Annotated in this window: 16 protein-coding genes and 1 pseudogene; all 17 read left to right on the top strand. The window is 57.9% G+C overall.

What is annotated here, in order from left to right; genetic code table 11:
• Positions 1-121: 121 nt before the first annotated feature.
• The 17 genes and pseudogenes from AB4N73_RS21185 (at position 122) to AB4N73_RS21105 (ending at position 22,208) form a co-directional block, all read left to right on the top strand.
• A complete protein-coding gene (locus AB4N73_RS21185) occupies positions 122-262 on the top strand; it encodes a hypothetical protein (protein WP_003229566.1) in 141 nt (46 codons plus the stop codon).
• An 18-nt stretch (positions 263-280) separates the two neighbouring features.
• Positions 281-1,477 carry a type VI secretion system-associated FHA domain protein TagH gene (gene tagH / locus AB4N73_RS21180; RefSeq protein WP_016772508.1) on the top strand — a complete coding sequence of 399 codons (1,197 nt, stop codon included), beginning with the start codon at positions 281-283 and terminating at the stop codon, positions 1,475-1,477.
• Positions 1,478-1,482: 5 nt separating this feature from the next.
• Positions 1,483-1,982: pseudogene (tssJ, locus tag AB4N73_RS21175) on the top strand (type VI secretion system lipoprotein TssJ).
• Positions 1,983-1,984: 2 nt separating this feature from the next.
• Positions 1,985-3,316, top strand: coding sequence for a type VI secretion system baseplate subunit TssK (gene tssK, locus AB4N73_RS21170; RefSeq protein ID WP_016772510.1), 1,332 nt, complete (start codon positions 1,985-1,987; stop codon positions 3,314-3,316).
• Positions 3,317-3,321: 5 nt separating this feature from the next.
• Complete coding sequence (gene icmH, locus AB4N73_RS21165; RefSeq protein WP_460142513.1) at positions 3,322-4,197, top strand: type IVB secretion system protein IcmH/DotU; 876 nt, start codon at positions 3,322-3,324, stop codon at positions 4,195-4,197.
• 14 nt (positions 4,198-4,211) lie between these two features.
• Complete coding sequence (gene tssM, locus AB4N73_RS21160) at positions 4,212-7,751, top strand: type VI secretion system membrane subunit TssM (RefSeq protein ID WP_056790861.1); 3,540 nt, start codon at positions 4,212-4,214, stop codon at positions 7,749-7,751.
• Positions 7,751-8,479, top strand: coding sequence for a PP2C family protein-serine/threonine phosphatase (locus AB4N73_RS21155; RefSeq protein ID WP_041476618.1), 729 nt, complete (start codon positions 7,751-7,753; stop codon positions 8,477-8,479). The genes tssM and AB4N73_RS21155 overlap by 1 nt, the downstream gene beginning before the upstream one ends.
• The gene (locus AB4N73_RS21150) at positions 8,476-9,477 is read left to right on the top strand and encodes a serine/threonine-protein kinase (RefSeq protein WP_217849762.1); all 1,002 of its coding nucleotides are present in this window, start codon (positions 8,476-8,478) and stop codon (positions 9,475-9,477) included. The genes AB4N73_RS21155 and AB4N73_RS21150 overlap by 4 nt, the downstream gene beginning before the upstream one ends.
• Before the next feature lie 28 nt (positions 9,478-9,505).
• The gene (locus AB4N73_RS21145) at positions 9,506-11,542 is read left to right on the top strand and encodes a type VI secretion system tip protein VgrG (RefSeq protein ID WP_315435196.1); all 2,037 of its coding nucleotides are present in this window, start codon (positions 9,506-9,508) and stop codon (positions 11,540-11,542) included.
• A gap of 5 nt (positions 11,543-11,547) precedes the next feature.
• Positions 11,548-12,567, top strand: coding sequence for a sel1 repeat family protein (locus AB4N73_RS21140; protein WP_315435195.1), 1,020 nt, complete (start codon positions 11,548-11,550; stop codon positions 12,565-12,567).
• Positions 12,568-12,585: 18 nt separating this feature from the next.
• Positions 12,586-15,741 carry a glycoside hydrolase family 19 protein gene (locus AB4N73_RS21135; protein ID WP_460142512.1) on the top strand — a complete coding sequence of 1,052 codons (3,156 nt, stop codon included), beginning with the start codon at positions 12,586-12,588 and terminating at the stop codon, positions 15,739-15,741.
• On the top strand, positions 15,716-16,297 hold the full coding sequence (locus AB4N73_RS21130) for a hypothetical protein (protein WP_136493193.1): 582 nt from the start codon (positions 15,716-15,718) through the stop codon (positions 16,295-16,297). Before AB4N73_RS21135 ends, AB4N73_RS21130 begins: the two co-directional genes overlap by 26 nt.
• A gap of 458 nt (positions 16,298-16,755) precedes the next feature.
• Positions 16,756-18,150: a TIGR01777 family oxidoreductase gene (locus AB4N73_RS21125; protein ID WP_315435193.1), complete on the top strand. Its 1,395-nt coding sequence runs from the start codon at positions 16,756-16,758 to the stop codon at positions 18,148-18,150.
• Positions 18,151-18,159: 9 nt separating this feature from the next.
• Positions 18,160-20,610 (top strand): alpha/beta hydrolase, encoded by a 2,451-nt coding sequence (locus AB4N73_RS21120; RefSeq protein WP_460142511.1) that lies wholly within the window; start codon positions 18,160-18,162, stop codon positions 20,608-20,610.
• Positions 20,607-21,116 carry a hypothetical protein gene (locus AB4N73_RS21115; RefSeq protein ID WP_110644516.1) on the top strand — a complete coding sequence of 170 codons (510 nt, stop codon included), beginning with the start codon at positions 20,607-20,609 and terminating at the stop codon, positions 21,114-21,116. Before AB4N73_RS21120 ends, AB4N73_RS21115 begins: the two co-directional genes overlap by 4 nt.
• 86 nt (positions 21,117-21,202) lie before the next feature.
• A complete protein-coding gene (locus AB4N73_RS21110; protein ID WP_460143602.1) occupies positions 21,203-21,658 on the top strand; it encodes a hypothetical protein in 456 nt (151 codons plus the stop codon).
• A gap of 4 nt (positions 21,659-21,662) precedes the next feature.
• Positions 21,663-22,208, top strand: coding sequence for a hypothetical protein (locus AB4N73_RS21105; RefSeq protein ID WP_460142510.1), 546 nt, complete (start codon positions 21,663-21,665; stop codon positions 22,206-22,208).
• Positions 22,209-22,271: the final 63 nt, after the last annotated feature.

Here is a 22,271-nt window from a genome sequence, read left to right as displayed (position 1 = left end):
TACCTCCAGGCTATGGCTCAAGGCCCCGATCTAGAGGCTTCGAGCCCACCCCAAAAACTTATTTCAGCGCCGCCCGCAAGGGTCGGCGCTTTGTGCTTTGTCTACACCTGGAGACCCTCTGATGTCTGTTCGTCACTGGCACGCTGTCCTGCTGACCCTCGTCGTTCTATGCGGCCTTGGCGGCTGTAGCGGCAATTACAAATTCAACGACAACGACTATCGCCCGTTGGGTGATCCGCAAGCGGTCAATCGCGGCAAGTGACCGCAAGGAGCATCAAACATGGAATTGGTTTTCGAAATGCTGAACACCAAGCAGTTCGTGCCCACCGAGCTGTGCCAGCGGACCTTCAAGCAGGCCGGCGGCGTGATCGGGCGCGGCGAGGACTGCGACTGGATCATCCCTGACCGCAAGCGGCACCTGTCCAATCATCACGCGATTGTCAGCTACCGCGAGGGCTCGTTCTTCCTCACCGACACCAGCAGCAACGGTGTCCAGGACGGCAGCAGCGGCGCGCGCCTGCACAAGGGCGAGCCGGTGCGCATCGAGCACGGCAGCACCTACATTCTCGGCGACTTCGAGATCCGTGCGCGGCTGGTCCGTGACCCGGCGACCTTCGACGGCGAAGTCGGCCGCCCGCGCGCCGCTGGCAGCATCATTCCGGACGACGCGTTCCTCGACCTCGACCCGCTCAACGCCCTCGAACAGCAAGAGCGCGTCTACTCGGAAATCGATGAGCTGCTGTCGCCCACCGCCAAGCCGGAAGACTCCCGTCAGCGTGCCGACTACGCGCGCATCGACATGGAAAGCCTGATGGTCCCGGAGCTGATTGCCGCCCCGGTCGAACCTGAGCCGGCGCCTGCACCGAAAGCCGTCGAGCGTCAGAGCGAAGGTTTCTGGGAACACTTCGGCGCGGCGCTGGGCGTCGACGTCAAAGGCCTCAGCCACGACGAACGCGAAGCGCTGGCGCTCAACGCTGCGCGGCTGCTGCGCCAGAGCATCGGTGGTTTGCAGCAGAGCCTGCGCACCCGCTCGGAGCTGAAAAACGAGCTGCGTCTGGCCCAGACCACCGTGCAGGGCACCAACAAGAACCCGCTGAAATTCGCCGTCGACCCGAGCGAAGCACTGCAAATTCTGTTGCAGCCAAGCAAGCCCGGCCATCTGCCGGCCGAGCAGGCGATCTCCCGCGCATTCCGTGATTTGCAGGCGCACCAAGTGGCGCTGCTGACTGCCAGTCGCGCCGCCGTACGCGGCACGCTGGAGCACTTCTCGCCAGAGCAACTGACCCTGCGTTTCGAGCGCGACAGCAAGCCATTGATTGCAACATCGGGTGGGCGCTGGAGAGCGTTCGGCCGCTATCACCAGGCACTGCGTCAGGACGATGACTGGAGCGAGCGTCTGCTGGCCCGCGACTTTGCCCAGGCCTACGAAGAACAGATCCGCCTGATCTCCACCCTCCACACCGACCACCAAGGATGATGCGCATGTCTCGCCGCTCGACCGCTTTTTCAAGACGCTGACTGCGCTCACCGTGCTGGTGCTGCTCGCTGGTTGCTCGTCGCTGTCGCCGTACTCGAAAGTGACCAAGATCAACCTCAAGCTGACCGGCAGCGATCAGCTCAATCCGGACCTCAACGGGCGGCCGTCGCCGATCGTCGTGCGCCTGTTCGAACTCAAGCACCCGGTGACCTTCGAGAACGCTGACTTCTTCAGCCTCTACGAACGCGCCAAGGAATCCCTCAACCCGGATCTGGTGGCCAGCGAAGAACTCGAACTGCGCCCGGGTGAAACAGTGGAACTGAAACTCAGCGTGGAGGAGGGCAGCCGTTACGTGGGCGTCCTCGCCGCTTATCGCGACCTTGCCGATACCCAATGGCGGCACACCGTGCAGATCACTCCGCTGGAACTCACCGAGGCTGATCTGACCCTCGATCAGGCCGGTATCCGCAACACCCAACAAGTGCTCGCCAAGGCGGATGACTGATCATGAACACCCATAAAGTCATTTGGCAGGAAGGCATGCTGCTGCGACCGCAGCACTTCCAGCACAACGATCGCTACTACGATCACCAGATGAAAACCCGCACGCAATTGCTCGGTGGCTACACCTGGGGTTTTCTCAATCTGGAAATCGACTTGCAGTTCCTCAACATGGGCAAACTGGTGATCAGTGAAGCCTCGGGGATTCTGCCGGACGGCAGCCTGTTCGAACTCGGTGGCAACACTGAGCCGCTGGCGCTGGACGTGCCGCCGAACACCGGCAACACGCCGATCTATCTGGCGCTGCCGCTGGTCACTGGCAACCACATCGAGGCCCGGCGCCCGGAGCAATCCGACGTGCTCGCGCGCTACACCGCGTATGACGCCGAAGTCGCCGACTCCAATGCCGGCGACGATTCCGCCAGTCAGGTCAGCTGCGGTCGCCCGGATTTCAAACTGTTGCTCGGCGAGCAGCAGAGCGATCAGGCCTACGTGAAGCTGAAAATCTGCGACGTGCTCGATACCACGCCCGACGGCGTGATCAGCCTCGACCCGGACTTCGTGCCGACCTACATTCAGGCCCACGCCTCCAGCTATTTGCTGTCGTGCCTGAAAGAAGTCATCAGCATGCTCAGCCACCGTGGCGACACCATTGCCGAGCGGATTCGCTCCAACGGCAAGGTCGGCGGTGCGGAAGTCGGTGACTTCATGATGCTGCAACTGATCAACCGCACCGAACTGCTGCTGCGTCACTATCTGGGTCTGGAGCAGGTGCATCCGGAAGAGTTGTACCGCACGCTGCTGACCATGCTCGGCGATCTGGCGACCTTCTCCGGCGAGAGCAAACGCCCGCGTCTGGACAGCCGCTATTCCCACGCCGATCAGGGCGCGAGCTTTCGCAAACTGATGGAAGCGATCCGCCAAGTGCTGTCGATGGTGCTCGAACAGCACGCCATCGAACTGATCCTGCAGGCGCGTCAGTACGGCATCATCGTCTCGCCGTTGCACGATCACAAACTGCTCGGCTCGGCCTCGTTCGTGCTGGCAGCCAGTGCCAACTGCGACTCCGAAGAACTGCGTCAGCGCTTGCCGCAGCACCTCAAGGTCGGCCCGGTGGAGCGCATCCGCCAACTGGTCAACCTGCACTTGCCGGGGATCAAGGTCAAACCGTTGCCGGTGGCCCCACGGCAGATCGCGTTCCACTCGAACAAAACCTATTTCATCCTCGAACTCAGTTCCGAAGACCTGGCACAACTCGAGCGCTCCGGCGGTTTCGCGTTCCACGTGTCCGGCGAATTCGCCGAGCTTGAACTGAAATTCTGGGCCATCAGGAACTGACCGACATGATCAAGGAAACGGATTACAACCAGGACGACAAAACCGTCCTGCTCGACCGTCAGGGCCACGGACCGGCATCGAGTCCGCTGACCGACTTCGCCGCGCCGCCGCGTTTCGAGCAACTGGAAGAACGAATGATCTACGCCGCGCGCCTGCGTCCGGCGGAGGCGTTCAATATCAGCCTCAACTCGCTGGTGGCGGCCTCGTCCGGCCTGCTCTCGGAAGTGGTGCGTCTCAAGCACAGCGAGACCCGCGAAGATCTGTACGCGCTCAATGAGCGGCTGACCGCCGGGCTGAAGTTGTTCGAAGTGCGCGCCCTGCACAACGGTGCGGAAAGCAGCCAGGTAATGGCCGCGCGTTACGTGCTCTGCACCGTGGTCGACGAAGCCGTCGTGACCACGCCGTGGGGCAACGAAAGCGAGTGGTCGCAGATGAGCCTGCTGAGCAGCTTCCACAACGAAACCTTCGGCGGCGAGAAGTTTTTCCAGCTGCTCGATCGGCTGTCGAAAAACCCGGTCAAGCACCTGCCGATGCTCGAACTGATGTACCTGTGCCTGTCCCTCGGTTTCGAGGGCAAGTACCGCGTGCAGGCGCGCGGCATGCTTGAGCTTGAAGGCATCCGCGACGCCTTGTACCGGCAGATCCGTCAGTTGCGTGGCGACGTGCCGCGCGAGTTGTCGCCGCACTGGGAAGGCCTCAACGATCAGCGCCGCAACCTGGTGCGCATCGTGCCGGCGTGGATGGTGGTGCTCTTTACTCTGGTCTGTCTGGTGGTGATGTATTCGGGCTTCGCCTGGGTCCTGAGCGAACAACGCGACACCGTTCTGCATCCTTATCAGCCGCTTGATCCAGCCGCGGTGCAACCGCAGGCGCAGCCGTAAAACAGGGACGTGTGATGAAAAAGTTTTTCAAGAAAGTCGGCGCCTTCCTGCGCCAGACCTGGGTCTGGACTCTGCTGCTGGTGCTGTTCGTGGCGCTGCTGGTGTGGTTCGTCGGCCCGTTGTTGGCGGTGGATGATTACAAGTTCTGGGAAAGCGCGACCTCGCGTCTGCTGACCATCAGCGTGCTGTTCCTGATCTGGGGCCTGACCATGGTCTTCGTCAGCTGGCGCGCGGGTATCCGCAAGAAAGCCGAGGAAGAAAGCGAGGACGGTCAGGACCGCATTCGCCGCGAAGAGCTGATCGACGAAGAACAGAAAGAGTTGAAGGCGCGGTTCAAGGACGCGCTGAAAACCCTGAAGACGTCGAGCCTGTATCGCGGTCGCAGCGAGCGCTGGCGCAGTGACTTGCCGTGGTACCTGCTGATCGGTCCGCAGGCCTCGGGTAAGACCAGCCTGCTGGACTTTTCCGGTCTGGAATTTCCGATCAACAAGATCGACCGCAAGCTGACCCGCGACACCCTCGGCACCCGTCATTGCGACTGGTATTTCGCTGATCACGGTGTACTGATCGACACCGCCGGGCGTTACACCACTCAACCGGACGCCGAAGTCGACGGCAACGCCTGGACAACCCTGCTGGAGCTGCTGCGCAAGCGTCGTCGCGGACGTCCGTTGAACGGCGTGCTGGTGACCATTCCGGTGGAAACCCTCACCGGCGGCAGCGAGCAGGACATCGAAACCCTCGCACGCCAGGTGCGCAGCCGTTTGCAGGACGTGCATCAGAAGCTGCACGTCGACGTGCCGGTGTATCTGGTCCTGAGCAAGGCTGACAAGCTGCTCGGCTTCGACGAGTTCTTCGACCAACTGACCCGCGAAGAAAGCGATCAGGTGCTCGGCACCAGTTTCCGCAAGGATCAGGTCGGCACCGACGTCACGGTCCTGCGCAACGAGTTCGAAGAGCTGCTGCGCCGCCTGAACAGCCAAGTGATCATGCGCATGCACTCCGAGCGCGACACTCAGCGCCGTGGCCGCATCCTCGACTTCCCGCATCAGCTCGGGCAGATCGGCGAGCGCCTGTGCCTGTTCGTCGACATGGCGTTCACCGGCAACCGCTATCAGCGCGCCACGCAACTGCGCGGTTTCTACCTGACCAGCGCACCGCACCTGACTCAGGAAATGGATTCGACCACCGCCGGCATCGGCGCCAGCCTGGGCATGAACGCCGGCGTGCTGCCGACTCTGCGCAGCGGCCGTTCGCGGTTCATCCACCACTTGCTCAGCCAAGTGATTTTCCCCGAGGCCGATCTGGCCGGTCTGGACAAGCGCGAGCGCAGCCGCATTCATTGGGGCCAGCGTGCGCTGTACGTCGGTGCACTGGCGGCACTGGCACTGTTCGGCATGCTCTGGGCCGGTGGTTTCTCGGCCAACTACGAGCGTCTGGAAAACCTGCGCACGCTGGCGCAGAACTGGACCCAGCAACGCTCGGCCGTGACGCCGCGCGATGACGCCATGGGCGTGCTGAAAGTCCTCGACACCAGCTACGCCGCGACCCAGGTGTTCCCGAACAAGAGCGACGTGTCGTACCACGAGCGTGGCGGCCTGTATCAGGGCGAAGAGATCAACCCGGTGGTGAAAACCGCCTACGAGCGTGAGCTGGAAGCGCAGTTGCTGCCACGGGTGGCGACCATGCTCGAGGGGCAGATCCGCGCCAACATGAAGGACCGCGATCGCCTGCTCAACAGCCTGCGCGCGTACCTGATGCTGAACATGAAGGATCGTCGCGACGCGGCGTGGCTCAAGGACTGGGTCGCCACTGACTGGTCGCAGCGCTACACCGGTAACACTGCGGTGCAGAATGGTCTGAACACGCACCTTGAGCGCTTGCTCAAGCAGCCGTTCATCTACCCGCTGAACGATCAACTGGTGACGCAGGCGCGTCAGGTCCTGCGCAGCGAATCGTTGGCCAACGTGGTTTACCGCATGCTCCGCGAGCAGGCGCGCAACCTGCCGGACTACCGCTTCAGCCAGCACCTCGGCCCGCAAGGTTCGTTGTTCATCGGCACTGAATACGTGATCCCGGGTTTCTACACCCAGCAGGGTTATCAGCAGTATTTCTCGGTGCAGGGCGCGGCGCTGGTCACCGACATCCTGCGTGACAACTGGGTGCTGGGCGAAGGCGCGGGCATCAGCGACATGGATTTGCGTCGCCTGATGGTCGAGCTTGAGCAGCTGTACTTCCGCGACTACGCCAACTACTGGAGCGAAGCCGTTGGCCAGGTCGCACTGCCACCGATCAGCGACGCTGGCGAAGGCGCCGAGCAACTGGCGGGCCTGACTTCGGCGAACTCGCCGGTCCTCGCGCTGCTCACCGAAGTGCGTGAAAACACCCGCTTCGAAGCCGCGGCTGATCCGGTCGATGAAGCCGGCGAAGCTGCCGATGCGCTGGCCGGACAGAAAGGCAAACTGGGCAAGGTCGGCAAACTCGCCGCCGCTGCCGCCGACAAGGCTTCGGCGCTGAACGTGGCGAAGAACCTGCCGGACACCGCGAAGAAATCCCTGCAACGCCGCTTCGAACCACTGCATCGTCTGCTCGACGACAACAACGGCCCGGGCGCCGACCTGACGCCAGCGTTCAGCGCACTCAACGACCTGCAACTGCAACTGGCCGGTCTGGCCCGTTCCAGCACGCCGGAGCAAGCCGCGTTCGAGATGGCCAAGACGCGCATGAGCGGCCAGCGTGATGCGCTGACCAACCTGCGCAATGCCTCCGGTCGTCTGCCGCGTCCGCTGAGCGTGTGGTTCAACGTGCTGGCCGAGGACTCGTGGCGTCTCGTGCTCAACGATGCCTATCAATACCTGAACGGCCGTTATCAGAACGAGCTGTACAGCGTGTACGGCAAAACCATCAGCAAGCGTTATCCGTTCAGCGCCAGCAGCACCAGCGATGTGGCGATCAGCGACTTCCGCGAGTTCTTCCGTGCTCAAGGTACCGTCGACCGTTTCTTCGACAGCTACATGCGTCCATTCGTCAGCGGCGATCCGGGCAACTACCGCATGCGCAGCGTCGACGGTCACAGCCTGCCGGTATCGAAGGTCTACCTCGATCAGATGGCGGCGGCGCAGACCATTCGCCAGAGCTTCTTCTCGATCAACCCGGCCGAGCCGACGGTGCAGTTCAAGCTTGAGCCGTACACCCTCGATCCGGCGGTCAGCCGTTCCGAATTCAAGTTCGGCGACAAGACCATGGAATACCGCCACGGCCCGATCCTGCCAATGACCTTCAAGTGGCCGACCGATGCTGAAGACGGTCGCACCAGTCTGGTCATGGACAAGATGGCGGGGCGTCCGATCGGCATCGAGAAGAATTCCGGCCCATGGTCGCTGTTCCGTTTGTTCGACCTGATGCAGACCGAGTACCTGAACGGTCGTGACGTGCTGGTACTGAAAGCCGACGTGGGCGGCCTGCGCGCCAACTACCTGCTGACCAGCCAGCGCACGCCGAACCCGTTCGACATGGGCGTGTTGCGCACCTTCCGTATGCCGGTGCAGCTCTGATGCTGGTGGCCAGTCCCTGGCGCAGCGCGGCGCGTACCGACCCGGGCAAGGTGCGGGCGCGCAACGAAGATGCCTTCCTCGACTCGCCGCAGCATGGGCTGTGGGTGGTCGCGGACGGCATGGGCGGTCATCAGGGTGGCGACATCGCCAGCCAGTTGATCGTTGCCAGCCTGGCTGAGTTGCCGCAACACGAGGACTTCGACGAACGCCTCAAAGCCATCCGCCAGTGCCTGCACTGGCTGAACCGGCGCTTGGGGCAGGAGTTGACCGTCACCGCCGGACGCCACGACAGCATCATGGGCAGCACCGTCGTCGCGCTGCTGGTGGAAGGCAATCGCGCGGCCTGCATCTGGGCCGGCGACAGTCGTTGCTACATGTGGCGCGGGCAGCGGCTGTATCAGCTGTCCAAGGACCATTCGCTGCAACAGCAGCTGATCGACGAGCAGCAAATGAGCGTCGAACAGGCGGCAGCGCACCCAGCGGCTCAGGCACTCACCCGAGCCGTCGGCGCCGCCGACACACTGACCCTGGATGTGCTTGAACTCGAGGTCTACCCGGGCGATGTGTTTTTGCTCTGCAGCGATGGTTTGTATCAGGGCCTGAGCAGCGATGCCCTCGGCAACGCCCTCAGCCTCAGCGCGCCGCACGTGGCGCTGGAACGTTTGTTCGACGGCGCTCTGCGGGGCGCCGCTCGCGACAACCTGACTGCCGTGGTGATCCGCCAATGAGTGAACTCGAATCGCCCATCGATGACCTGCTGATCAGCGAAGAACAGGCCAACAACCTGACCTACTTCGCCTTCGCCAAGGGCAACCAGGCCGAACCGTTGCTGGCGCCGACCAAGGCCAGCATCGGTGCGCTGCCGGATGTACTCGCCGGTCGCTACCACCTCGAGCGTCTGCTCGGGGCCGGTGGCATGGGCGCTGTTTACCGGGCGCGGGATCTGCTGCATGAGCAGTTCGGCGATCCCGACCCTTACATTGCGCTGAAAATCCTCAGCGAAGAATTTGCCGAATCGCCGGATGCCAGTGCCTTGCTCTACAGCGAGTTCGCCCTGACCCGACGCCTGCGCCACGACAATGTCGTGCGTGCGCACACCTTTGAAGTCGACACCGACTGCCAGCGGGCCTTCATCACCATGGAATACATGCGTGGCCTGACCCTGGACAAATTGCTCTGCGAGCGGCCTCTCGGCCTGCCGTGGCAAGAATTGCGTGACATCGTCCTGCCGCTGCTCGACACGTTGGCCTACGCCCACCGTCGCGGCGTGCTGCACGGTGATCTGAAACCGAGCAACGTCATGCTCAGCGAAGACGGCCTGCGCCTTTTCGACTTCGGTCTGGGACAGGCAGAGGAGGGCACCTTGCCCGGCCTGCCGCATCTGAGCCGCGAGCGCTTCAATGCCTGGACCCCGGGCTACGCCGCCCCCGAACTGCTTGAGGGCCAACCGTTGTCGGCCAGCGCGGACGTGTACGGCGTGGCCTGCGTGATCTATGAACTGGCGGGCGGCAAACACCCGTTCCGCCGCTTACCCTCGACCCAGGCCCGCGACGAGCACCTGGAGCGCGAGCTGCGCGCCCCAGCGAATCTACCCCAGCACGGCTGGCAAGCGCTGCGAACCGCGCTGAGCTTCAACCCGGCAGAACGCACCATCACTGCCCAACAATTGCGTGACGCCTTGGGCGCCACTTCGTCCTGGCTGCAACGTCTGCGACTTCGGGCGTAACGGATGACATTCGAACAGGGAGCACACGATGTTCAACTCAGCTAACGAAACCCACTTCAGCCTCAAGGTCGAAGACTACGTCGGCGACCTGCAAGTGCTGTCGTTCACCGGCACCGAAGGCATCAGCCAGGCGTATCGCTTCGACCTCGAACTGGTCAGCGAAAACCCCGACCTGGATCTCGAACAACTGCTGCACAAGCAGGCGTTTCTCGCGTTCGATCCACAGGGCTCGGGCATTCACGGGCAGATCTACCGCGTCGCCCAGGGCGATGCCGGCAAGCGCCTGACCCGCTACAAAGTCTCGATCGTGCCGCAACTGCAATACCTGCATCACCGCACCAACCAGCGTATCTACCAGCAGATGTCGGCGCCGAAAATCATCGCGCTGATCCTCGAAGAGCACGGCATCAAGAGCAACGCCTACAGCTTCCAGCTCAGCCAGCCGTGCCCGGATCGCGACTACTGCGTGCAGTACGACGAAACCGACCTGCATTTCGTTCAGCGCCTGTGCGAAGAGGAAGGCATTCACTACCACTTCCAGCACAGCGAAAAGGCCCACCTGCTGGTGTTCGGCGACGACCAGACCGTGTTCCAGAACCTTGGGCAGCCAACTGCTTATGTGCAGGGCAGCGGTATGGTCGCCGACGAGCCGGTGATCAAAGCCTTCAAACTGCGCCTGGAAACCCGCACCACCCGCACCACGCGCCGCGACTACGACTTCGAAAAACCGCGCCTGCGAATGGAAGCGGCCTACAAACCGGACGGCGACAGCACTGAACCGGATCTCGAAGACTACGACTACCCCGGCCGCTTCATCGACCGCGCCCGAGGCAAGTTCCTCAGCCAGCGCGCCCTCGAACGCCACCGCGCCGACTACCGCCAGGCCGAAGGTCGCGGCGACCAGACCAAACTGGTCAGCGGCCACTTCATGGAAATGTCCGACCACCCGCGCAGCGAGTGGAACGACCTCTGGCTGCTCACCGAAATCTTCCACGAAGGCAAACAACCGCAAGTCCTCGAAGAAGGCGTGACCAGCGACACCACCGACGAAAAAGATGACTTCCACCAGGGCTACCGCAACCGATTCCTCGCCACCCCGTGGGACGTGTTCTACCGCCCGGCCCTCGAACACCCGAAACCGCGCGTGCTCGGCAGCCAGACCGCCATGGTCACCGGCCCAAAAGGCGAAGAAATCCACTGCGACCAATACGGCCGCATCAAAGTGCAATTCCACTGGGACCGCGAAGGCTTGGCCGACGACAAAACCAGCTGCTGGCTACGCGTCTCCAGCTCCTGGGCCGGCGACCGCTACGGCGCCATCAGCATCCCGCGCATCGGCATGGAAGTCCTCGTCACCTTCCTCGAAGGCGACCCCGACCAACCGCTGGTGACCGGCTGCCTGTACCACAAGGAAAACCCGGTGCCGTATGCACTGCCGGCGAACAAGACTCGCAGCGTGTTCAAAACGCTTAGCTCGCCGGGTGGTGGTGGGTACAACGAACTGCGCATCGAAGACAAGAAAGGTGCCGAGCAGATCTACATCCACGCCCAGCGCGATTGGGATGAGAACGTTGAGCATGACCAGAAGATTCGCGTCGGTAATGAACGTCATGACACGGTGGTTAAGAACACCTACACCGAGCTGAAGGCTGAAGAGCACCGCACCACGATCTCTGAACGCAAGATTGAAGCGAAGCTGGATGATCACCTGACGGTTGGGCGGAACCAGCATGTGAAGTTGGGCACGGCGCAGCTGACCAGCGTGGGGAAAGAGATTCACCTCAAGGCTGGGGACAAGATCGTTATTGAGGCGGGGACAGAGCTGACCATTCTTGGGGGTGGGAGCTTTATCAAGCTGGATGGCGGTGGGGTCACGGTGGTTGGGCCGGTGATCAAGATCAATGCGGGTGGTTCTGCGGGATCGGGGACTGGCATCGGGATTAAACCGCCGGTGCTGCCGGGGGCGGCGGATAAGGATAAGGCGGGGAGTTTGATGGATCAGGCGTTGTTGAATGCACCGCCTGAGAAAGTTAAACCGAAGGCTTTTTTTGTGTTTTCCGAGTGATCGACATGAATCGTGTTTTGAAGAAGAGCAATGGCATCGCGATAGCGGTTTTCACCGCGTCGCTGTTGAGCCTGTTTCATGGCAGCGCTTATGCGGATGAATGCCCGTCCGAGGATTTTTCCCAGTTTCTGCCGGCGTTTTCTGCGAATGCTGAAACCCAGCAGCGTTTGACTGCGATGACGGTGAAGTCGCTGGTTTTGAAACCGGTGGGAGATCATGGGGTTTTTGAGCCTAAAACGATGGGGCTTACTAGCACCAATTTAGCGTTTCCGTTGATGGCGCCTGTAGGCGCGGACAAGACTGAAGGCGTAGAGGTTGAGGAGATTGACGATAATCATTTCAACGTAGTGGATAAGCGAGCAGGTAATAGCAACATCAAGATTTTTAATTTTTCTCGCCAAGCGTGTTGGGTGCTTGAGGGGGTTGAAGATTGGTCGATCAGTGAGAAAGATCTCGTAGAGACGAGCAAGCCCCGCATGAGCGAGGCAGAGAATTTTTGCTTTCAACGTGCAGAGGCCTTTAGAGGCCTAGGGGGGCTGGAGCAGTACCGACTCACAGGTGAGTTGTTTGAAGCTTCCTTGGAAAACTATCTATGCGCAGCCGCTTCCGGTGATCCCCAGGCTAGTTTGAATGCAGCAAGCTTGAGTCTTTCCGGAATGGCTCCGCAGTTGCAAGCGGAGAAGGTTGAGCAGCTATTCAAGGCAGCAGCGACCACTCTGCCTGAGGGGGCGATGAGCCTCTCGTTGTTTTATTGCGATGGAAACAACATTTCCTCCAATGGCCCTTGCCAGCATCCAGCACAGGCCGAGGAAGCGCTGACGCAAGCGGCCCGTATGGGAAGTGCTTTTGCGATAAATGCACTCGGGCGTGCCTTTGAAACTGGAGAGCTGGTAACGAAGGACATGTCCCGGGCGGTTGCGTGCTACCAAGTGGCTGCCAAAAAAGGCAGCAAAGGGTCTATCGCACATTTGGAACGTCTAAATAAACAGACCGCTGAAATTACTAAAGCGAGCTATTGCTACTGATTATTGCAGGAAGCAGAAATGACAGAGCCACTAGATTTATCAAGTAACTATACGAGTGCTAACTATAGATATAAGGAAGGAGGAGATGGTTTCGTCGTAGAAAATGGCAAAAAAATCGTCGATTGCTCTCATATGGTAAACCTGTTGCTCACAGGCGCTGGATATCAAGTTCCTTACCAGAATACGGCGGGGCTAAATAGTGCAGCCGCACTTCAATACTATGATGTAATTAGTCCTGCTAATGTGAGGCGAGGAGATATCGTACTCTGGATTAACGTAATCTCTAATCGAGATAATAAAACGCTAAATCATACGGGTATCGTAGAGCACTATGATAGTACGCTGGACTCTCAATATGGTGAGTTTTTTGGGGCGCAAAGCTCTGGTCCAGCTACTGCAAAGTTTGGTGCCTATAGCAAAGCATATTTTTGGCCAGTCCCTACAAAATTTCTAAGGGTTAAGGAATCGACTCGGACGGGGGAAGGATCCGCACCTGCGCCCGCACCTGCACCTGCACCTGCACCTGCACCGGTAGAATCTACACCATTAATGAATTTTCAGTACCCGTTTAGAAAAGCGGACGGATCGCAATTTAAGGATGCTGAAGAAATCTTTAAAGCACTTGAGAGTGAAAGCTCAGGTAACTTTTTACTTGGGAATCATGGATTTTGGCATGGCGGTATTCATATCACGCATAAGACTGCTCCGCAGTGTGTGAGAGATGAACCTATTCGTTGTATTGGAGATGGTGTCGTCGTAGCCTATCGGTTGAATGAGGATTATTTAAAGACTGAGTTTGAAGGTTCGAGTACTACAGAGGAATTGAAGTACTCAAATTCATTCTGCCTTGTCAAGCACGACTATAAATCACCACCTAATAAAGAGGTCGTGCCCAATACTAGTAATGAACTCGTATTTTATAGCCTGTATATGCATTTGCTACCATACCAGAGGTACGCGGATGAACCAGAACAGACGGGCCATCAGAAAATAAAGATGATCGCAAGTGGGTTTAAAGCTCGAAGCGATGTTGCTGGTGCGACTGGCTGCATCGAATACGGTTCGATTTCTGCTGGAACTCAAATTGAAATACTTGAAGAGCACTCTGATCACATCCACGCGAAAGGCAAACTAATTAAAGGTACAGTAGGTGGACGCACGCCAGGACAGGATTTCTGGTTCGCCTACAAGCAAAACGGTGTTGCATACCCAAGAGGTGATGGCAGTGCGAGCTGGAAAGCAATAACTGCACCGGAGCGAAAGAAGCCAGATTATTGGAAGGGCAAGGTCAGAGCTATAGTTACCGGCTCTGGGCTTACCTTAAGGGTAGCCCCCTCACCGCAGAGTAACGGCGCTTTAGCTGGGGCTGCAATGAGACAGGTAAATAGTCTGGGGCAAAACGAAGATTTAGTACTTTGTACAAATAGCGTAATAGAATTTGATAGTGGGAAAGTTTTTAGCCTGAAGATTGGCTCTAAGTCATACAAAATGGCGGAATGTTGCTTCGTGCCAAGTACTTCTGGCACTGCAACCGGTTTGAAAAGCCATTCCACTCCTGTCCCAGCAACTTTTTGGGCTTGTGTTGAAAAGCCTTATGTTCAACTGCTTGGATTGATTCCTACGGAGTTTGACAAGGTCGTAGCTATGGATACGGCAATTAAGGCAGGTGACGTAATCGGCTTTCTTGGTTTAAATGAAACATTGGCAGGTCCTGATGGAGGGGTTTCGAGAAGTTATCAAGTCCATGTGGAAATTTTTTCGGCAGATCCGAGAATTGAGGATTTCTTGAAAAACAAGGCAGCAGTGAAGCAAGGAAAGCAATACTTGCACTTGCCAGCGAATACAACTTTGAAAAGTAAGCCCCCTCTAACTGGGGTTGTGACAATTTCGAATGAAACCTTTGTGGAGCTTGGGAAAACTGTTATCTATAAGGACCCTGAAGAGTGGTACGAAGTAACCGTAGTTGATGAATCAGAAAGCAAATCGGGTTTGCTCAAAAAAGAAGGGGCGGAGCTTATTGCTCAGCACGACTGGGAAAAACTAGGCTTTCGCGTCGTTAAGGAATCAAATTCAAATTCTGATGGTTTTCTGGATCCTGATGATATGCCAGAATTCTTCCAGACCTTATATAACGACTTGGATCGATTTGGTAACAGAGATCAAAAAGTCACTCCCGAAGATTTCCCGATTGCACTCAAGAATATTGAGTTCAGGGATCATTGGTCAAAGCTCATTGCATATCACCCTACGGAGTGGAAATCTAAGTCGGACTCTTCCAAATGGGCGCGGCTGGATACATTGCTGGAGAATTACCCATCTGTTCTAAATCACGAAAAAGAACGAATAGATAGTTTAATATTTTGGGATGATTCAGTTATACAGTCTAAAGGCTTAGGTGATGGCGTTTTATGGCATTTTCATCCAATTGCATTTCTTGGTAATCAGATCGGTAGTCGCGGAAAAATAAAGATCACCGTCGAGATGTTAAAAAGGGTATTTGAAGGACTAAAAAATACCTCCGAACAAGATGTCTTATTGGCGGAAGTTGCCACCCAGCTAAATGAAAACTGTGAAAGATATAAATTAGATACTCCGTTGAGGTTGAGTCACTTTTTTGCTCAGGTAAGGCAGGAAATTGGATCGAAGTGCGCGGTGGTAGAGGACTTTACCTATGGAGTGCCTGGCCTAAAGGGTACATTTAAGTATTTTAGGGATCACCCTGATGAAGCAACACTTTATGGATATCCAGGATCTAATAAATATGTGTCTCACGAAAATCAGATCGCGATAGCGAATCGAGCATATGGCGGGAAATTAGGTAACGGCAATATATCGTCTGGTGAGGGGTGGAAATATCGTGGTAGAGGTCTTAAACATTTAACGGGTAAAGCAAACTATCAAGCCTTTAAGGATTATCATAAAACGTTCTGGGATGAAGAAGTTGATTTTGTTGGTCAGCCGGATATCTTGCATACACAGTTTAAATACTCTGTTCGTTCGGGTGTTTATTTCTGGCTTAAAAACAATATTTTTGTAGAAGCGGATAAGGGTGATGCGGACGAAAACGTAGATGCTGTTACTCGTATTATTAACAGAGATACTGATAGTTATGATGAACGTCGGAAGCATTTCCAGAGGATATATAAAAATGAAAAAATATTTGAAACTGTCTAAAATTCGTTGCATTTTTGCGATGGTCATAAGCTTGGTCGTATCCAATGTGTTAGCAGATGCGGCACCTACATTGAGTGAGTTTCATCCAGCGGTCGTGGCTTCAGTAGGAGAAAAAAAGATTGCAGTGTTCTTTTTAAAAAATAGTCTGAAAAAACTGGTGAACGGAGAGTATGTTGCTGACGCCGAAATATATTATTCTCCGATTGGTTCAGATAAAACATTTTTCAAATATGTTTGGAAAGTTGAGGGTGATCAAATTGCCTCCGTCTTCTTCTACGATTGGAAATCTCCGGAGCGACGCGGTAAATCAATGTATGTCTTGGTGAAGAGCAAGCTGTCTGACTCCGCGTTTGATGGTTTTTCGTATTCAGTCATGGAGCTTCCGCTCAGGGTCGATGGTGAAAACGCTTCATTGCTCTATTTCACAGGTGACCCATCTGATCCAGCTTTGGAAAACTGCAAGGATGGAAAGGACTTAGTTTCTGGAGCGAAGGTGGTTTGCAGTTATAAAGACGCTGCAAGTATTAAAAAATATTTTACCGCGCAGGATAAATGAAATTTCGAAGTCGCATGGGGGTTCGGCTTTGTTAGTTTCGTGCGATGGCTATTTTATCGTTGAGCATGAGTAAATCTGCCCCGTTTGGGTGAAATGGAGACATGGGTGAAATGGGGACAGTGAAATGGGGGCAGACCACGATTTTAGCAATTACCCGAAAAACGCGGTCTGTCCCTTTTTTCTTTTATGGTCTGTCCTCTTTTTCTTTTAGCCTGTTATCAAATGGCGGCTGACAAAGGTGACCAGTTGGGCGTCTTCAACGTGGGGCGATTGGGATCGTCAGCCACGGCGCCGATCAAAGCCAGCCACTGCATTTGAATTTCGAGGGGCTGTTTGAGGCGGTTTTTGCAAAAGTTTTGTCTGAATCCCTCACGCTAAAACGTTTAACGCTTGAGCATCTGACGACCGCGATTTTCCTTTAAACTCCCCACCCCCAAGGAACGCGCTCAGGACACGGAATGCCAGCCTCTTCTTCCTCGCTTCGCCCAGCGTTGGTGCTTTGGCTATATGCCGCTGCGATCACGCACATCCTCGCCGGTCTTACCCTGACCTGGGCCGGTGACTCCGGCTTGCTCGATGGCTACCTGCAAGTCCTCGAACTGTCGTTCTGGGATGCCGATGCGGTTCCCACCGCCGGCCACGAACAACAAGTCTGGTGGCTCGCGCTGTTCGGCGCGACGCTGCAAAGTTATTCGCTGTATATGCTCGCGCTGGTGCACTTGGGCAATCGCTTGAAAACCCCGGCAATCTGGGGCTGGTTGATTGCCGGCATCCTGTTATGGGCGCCGCAGGACATGTGGCTCTCAGCGCAACAACAGGTCTGGTCGCACCTGTGGCTCGACGGTTTTGCATTGCTGGTGTTGTTGCCGCCACTGTTCTGGCTGTATCGGCATGACCGACGAAAGGCTTCTTCAGTAAAGGCACCGAGCCAATCCAACCCGTTTGCCGATGGCGCCTACAAGCGAGTGCTAATCACCGGCGGCACCGGGTTCATCGGTGAAGCCTTGGTCAATCAATTACTCGACGCGGGCCACTCGGTCAGCGTACTGACGCGCGATCCGTTGAGCGCGGCCAATCTATTCAACGGCCGCGTCCGCTGTGTGCATTCGCTCAGCGAACTCAGCCACGACGAAACCTTCGACGTGGTTATCAATCTCGCAGGCGCACCCGTCGCCGGCCCACGCTGGACTCCCAAGCGTCAGGCACAACTGCTCGCCAGCCGGGTCGGCACCACCGAAGCGTTGATGACCTGGCTGAAGAACACCAAGCAGAAACCCTCGCTATGGATTCAAGCCTCGGCCATCGGTTTCTACGGCGTGCGCGATGCCAGCGAAAGCCTCGACGAACACGCCAGCAAGGGCGACGGCTTCATGGCCGAACTCTGCGCGCGTTGGGAAGCCGCCGCGCAACCGGCCACCGAGTTTGGCGTGCGTCAGGTAGTGCTGCGTCTCGGCGTAGTGTTCGGTCCCGGCGGTGCGTTGACGCCGTTGCTGCTGCCGTTCCGCCTGGGTTTCGGCGGGCGCATGGGCGATGGTCGGCAAATCATGAGCTGGGTGCATCGCGACGATGTGCTTCAGGTGATCGCGCGGGCTTTCAACGACGAAAATCTGCGTGGCACCTACAACATGGTCGCGCCCGAGACGGTCAGTCAGGCAGCGTTTGCCGAGCAGGCCGGCAAGGTCCTCAAGCGTCCGGTGTGGTTGCACATTCCCGCCGCGCCAGTGCGTGCAATGGCGGGGGAGATGGCGCAGCTGTTCTTCGACGGTCAGCGCGTGGTGCCGCAGCGTTTGACCGAGGCCGGCTACACATTCCGCTATCCAACACTCGACGCCGCTCTGCGCGATCTGACCTGAGGATCGCTCATGAGCAAGCCGTTGATGTACCTGCTGGCCGGCAACGGTAGCGCCGCCGATTGGTGGGACGACGCACTGCCGCACTTCCAGCGCTACGACGTGGTGCCGCTGGAGTTGCCGGGCTTCGGCGCCAATCCGCTGCCACCCTGCGAGGATCTGGCGGACTACGCGCAGACCTTGGTGGCGATGACGCAGAAGGGCAGCGCGATCATGGCAGTCGGGGTCAATGCGTTGCTGGTGCTGCACGCGTTGCAGCGTCGGCCCGGGCACTTTTCCCGCAGTGTTCTGTTGGCGCCGGTTGGGGCATTTTTGTGGCAGCGTCGCTTGCCGGCGTTGATGTCGCCGCTGCCGATCCGCAAGACCATCCACTGGCTGCTGTCGAACAAACCCACGCTGTTCGCGCGCAAGTTCTCCAACCAGACCTGGACGCCCGCGCAGTACCAGCGCATGGGCGCCGGCTATGCGCGCTGCCGTGCGTTTGTGCCGCACTGGGATCTGATTCGCGCCGACACCGCGTTGCCGCTGCTGGAGTGGATCACCGATCCGGTCGAGGTGGTTTGGGGCGATCAGGACGCTGTGCTCGGTATCGAGCAAGCGGCAGCGTGGTCGGCGATTCTCGCCCGCGCAGATCTGACCATCAGCCTGAAACCCGGTTGGGGCCATTACCCGTGGATCGACTCGCCCGCCGAATTCGCCGAGTGGCTGGAGTCGGGCGAGCGCGGGTTTGTCGCTCACACCAAGGGCGGGCGTTTGCGTCTGGCTGAACTGGCGCGGCAAGCGGTGCCGGCAGCGCTGACGCTCAACGATTGCAGCGATCCGCGTCTGCCGGTATTTCTTGCCGCCCAACCTGATGTGATCTGGGCGGTGCGCTCCTCCAGTTATGGCGAGGATCAGGCCGATTCGGCGAATGCCGGTTTGAGCACGACTTATCTGCGCGAGCCGACCGCCAATGTGCCGAAACGCATCGCCGAACTGACGGCCGAGGGCGTCGAGGAAGTGGTGGTGCAGCGCTTCATCACGCCGGTCGTTTCCGGCATCGCTTTCGTGCGCCATCTCTCGGTAGAACTTGAGTGGGTGGAAGGCCATCTCGAATCGCTGGCCGACGGTCACGTCAGCCCCTCGCGGGCAACGCTTTCGCGGCTCGGCGATGCCTGGCGCAGCGGCACGTTCACGCCGTCCCACGGTTTGACCGAAGACCTGCTCTGGCGCTTTTTGCAAGACGTACTGCGCGTGTTCCACTACGTGCCCGGCGATGTCGAATGGGCCTGGGACGGCTCACAACTGTGGCTGCTGCAATACCGGCCGATCAGCGATTACGGCTGGCGCCGGCACCTGACCGCCGCCAACATCGCCGAGATCCTGCCGCCGCAACCGAGCGTGCTGGTGGAATACGCCCAGCGCCGCGCGGCAGCGAGTATCCCTGCGATCATGGCGCGTTGGGATGCGCGGGTGTTGCAGGACAACGAGCCGTTCACCGCCGTGTTCGGCGGCGCGTCCTATATCAACAATGATCTGTTTCTTGCCCGGCTGGCCGACTGGGGCATCAGCGCCGCTAACTACGCCGGTGAAGTCGGTGGTGCGACGCCGCATTTGCCGTGGCAGCCACTGAAGATGTTGCGTTCGTTGCCGCTGTTTTTGCGCATGCAACGCAAGGCTCGCAGCCATTTGCTGAGCCTTGAAAATGGCTTGCAGCGCTTTGATCGGGAGCTGGCCGAACTCTTCGCCCAGAGTGCCAATGGCCAACAACTTGCGGACTGGTTCACCCGGTTTTACGTGTTCGTGGTGCAAGGCAATCTGTGCATCGCCACGGCGCTGGCCAGCAGTGGCGGCGACTGGCTGGGCCGCCCGCCGACCGCGTACGACAACCTCCAAAACAGCCCGCATCGATTGCCGTGGGAAACCGATCCCGCTACGCCTCGACCTACGGCGACTGAGCTGCCGTTACAAGCATTCCCGCAATGGTCAGGGCTGATCCGCCTAGCGCATTCGACCGGCCTGCCGGGCCTACGCGGTTACTACCTGCAAGTACGCGAGTGGTATCGCGACAACCTGATGCGCATCTTCTTCCGCCTGCACCACGCGATGCCGCTGGCGGATCGCGAGCACTGGTTTGCACCGCATCCCGACGTTCGCACCCGAGACGGCAGCTTCTGGCAGGACGGTCGCGAAGGTGCGGAGCAGGCCACCGAGTTCATGATTTATCCGGGGCAGGTGCAAGGCATTCTGGGCGAGGATATTTTGCTCGAAGACACCCTCGATCCGGGGCGACATGCGCATTACCAAACAGCGCGTGCGGTGATTGCGCGGATGGGTGGGCGCTTGTCCCATGGCTCGACGCTGTTGCGCGAGTTGCGCAAGCCGTCGGCGGTGATGCCGCAGGTGGATCCGGCGTGGGTGGGGTGTGAGGTGTTGTATCGGGATGGTGAGTTGGAATTGATTAATTCAAAGGATGCGAAGTGAAACGATTGCTGGTGTTATGTGTGAGCTGGTTCCCGATAGCGGTTATGGCGGCAGATGTTTGCAATCAGGAAGCTGACTCAAAATATTTCTTATCGCAATGGCCGCAGAGCAGTGAACATCCGGAAGACATACTTTCCAGTCTCGATGGAAAAGAATTTTCTATCGATCCGGGCCACGTGGTTTTTCGCGGCGATCTAAATGGCGATGGCATCGAGGACTTCATCTTCAATTCCCGCGTCGGCATTGGCTCATCAATGGATAGCACATTCGCCTTCCTGATCCAGTGCCGTGGTTATTTGAGGTATTCGGGCGGCGGTTACTTCGCCGGGGTCAAAGTTCTGGACGGCCCAGCCAAGGGGGGAGGTGAGTTCAAGGACATCGAGATCTACTCCTACATCAGGGACAAGCGCGGACGGATTCGCTACAAGGGTGAAAAGGCCATGACCCGGCCACATCTGTGGCAATTCGACCCGCAGACACAGCGTTACGAAGGGCAGGCTGAGTAAGCCGACGGTCCCCGCTGCATTTACGGAGTTACTACGTGAAAGGATTTTCGGTTCTTCTCGGCAGCTTGATATTGGCTGCCGCGTCCATGGCATTCGCTGCCGATCCAGCCTTCAAGGATTACACCGTCACGCCAGTTTTCACCGGCCCCAACCATAAACTGGTGCCGCAGGAAAACAGCAGCCCAATGATGGACCTAGCGCGGGTGCAAGCCCTGAAAGGCAAGGTCAACTTCGCCGGCCATTACATCCTGCACAGGCTCGGCTGTGGCGGCAGCGCCATTTGCGGCGAAGTGCTGGACGCTCAGACTGGGGAAGTCGTTGGCGGTCTGCCGAATGCTTACGACGGCAGCACGTTCGGCATTGTTTACCAGCCCGACAGCCGCTTGATCATCGTGTCCGGCATCACGCTCGACGGCGAAGAAGATGCGCATGGGAATGTGTTGGAAAGCGGTAATCGGGATCGTTATTACGAGTTTGTGAACAACGAATTCCGGCTGCTGAGCATGACCGACGTGGAATCGTCGCCGATGGATGAGGAGTGAGTGGATGAACCGTCTTCTCGCGGGCAGCGTTTCGCTGCTGCTCTCTCTGCCAGCTTTCGCCGCGCCTTCGGACACCTTTACCCAACGCGATGTCATGCAGTGCGGCGGTGTTGAAGTGGTGTTGGTGTCGTCCTGCCGATCGGTGACGGTGGATGGTGCGCAAACCCACGTCATCCCGGTTTGCTCTGACCAAACCATCAACATCGGCGGCAAAGTGCTTCGTCGCGATATCGGCAAAGTTTCACAGCTCACTTCCGACGGTGCGAAGACGAAGATGTTGAGCAATGTTGTTGTGGCGATGGATTGCGTGGAAGGCACCAAGGGCAGTCTTGTTTCGATAGGCGGCTATGGCGGTTGTGGTGCCTGCGCGGAGTGGCATGGGTATTACTCGACAGCAGGGCGATTGGAGCAATACAGCTTCGATAATAACCAACGCTCTTTCGGCTCGAAGGGATCTCGGGAAGAGCTGATCAAAGCCTATGGCGTTACGAAGGGACAGTTAATGTCAGAAAGCCCGGCGATGAAGAGGATCGTCTATGGCCAGCCTTAAGTGGGTGTTGATGATCGGCAGCTTGTTCAGCGCTACCAATGTCTTTGCCGTTGACCCGCCAAT

The sequence above is a fragment of the Pseudomonas sp. S3_B08 genome (genome assembly GCF_054667725.1).
This window is presented reverse-complemented; position numbering and strand designations above follow the sequence as displayed.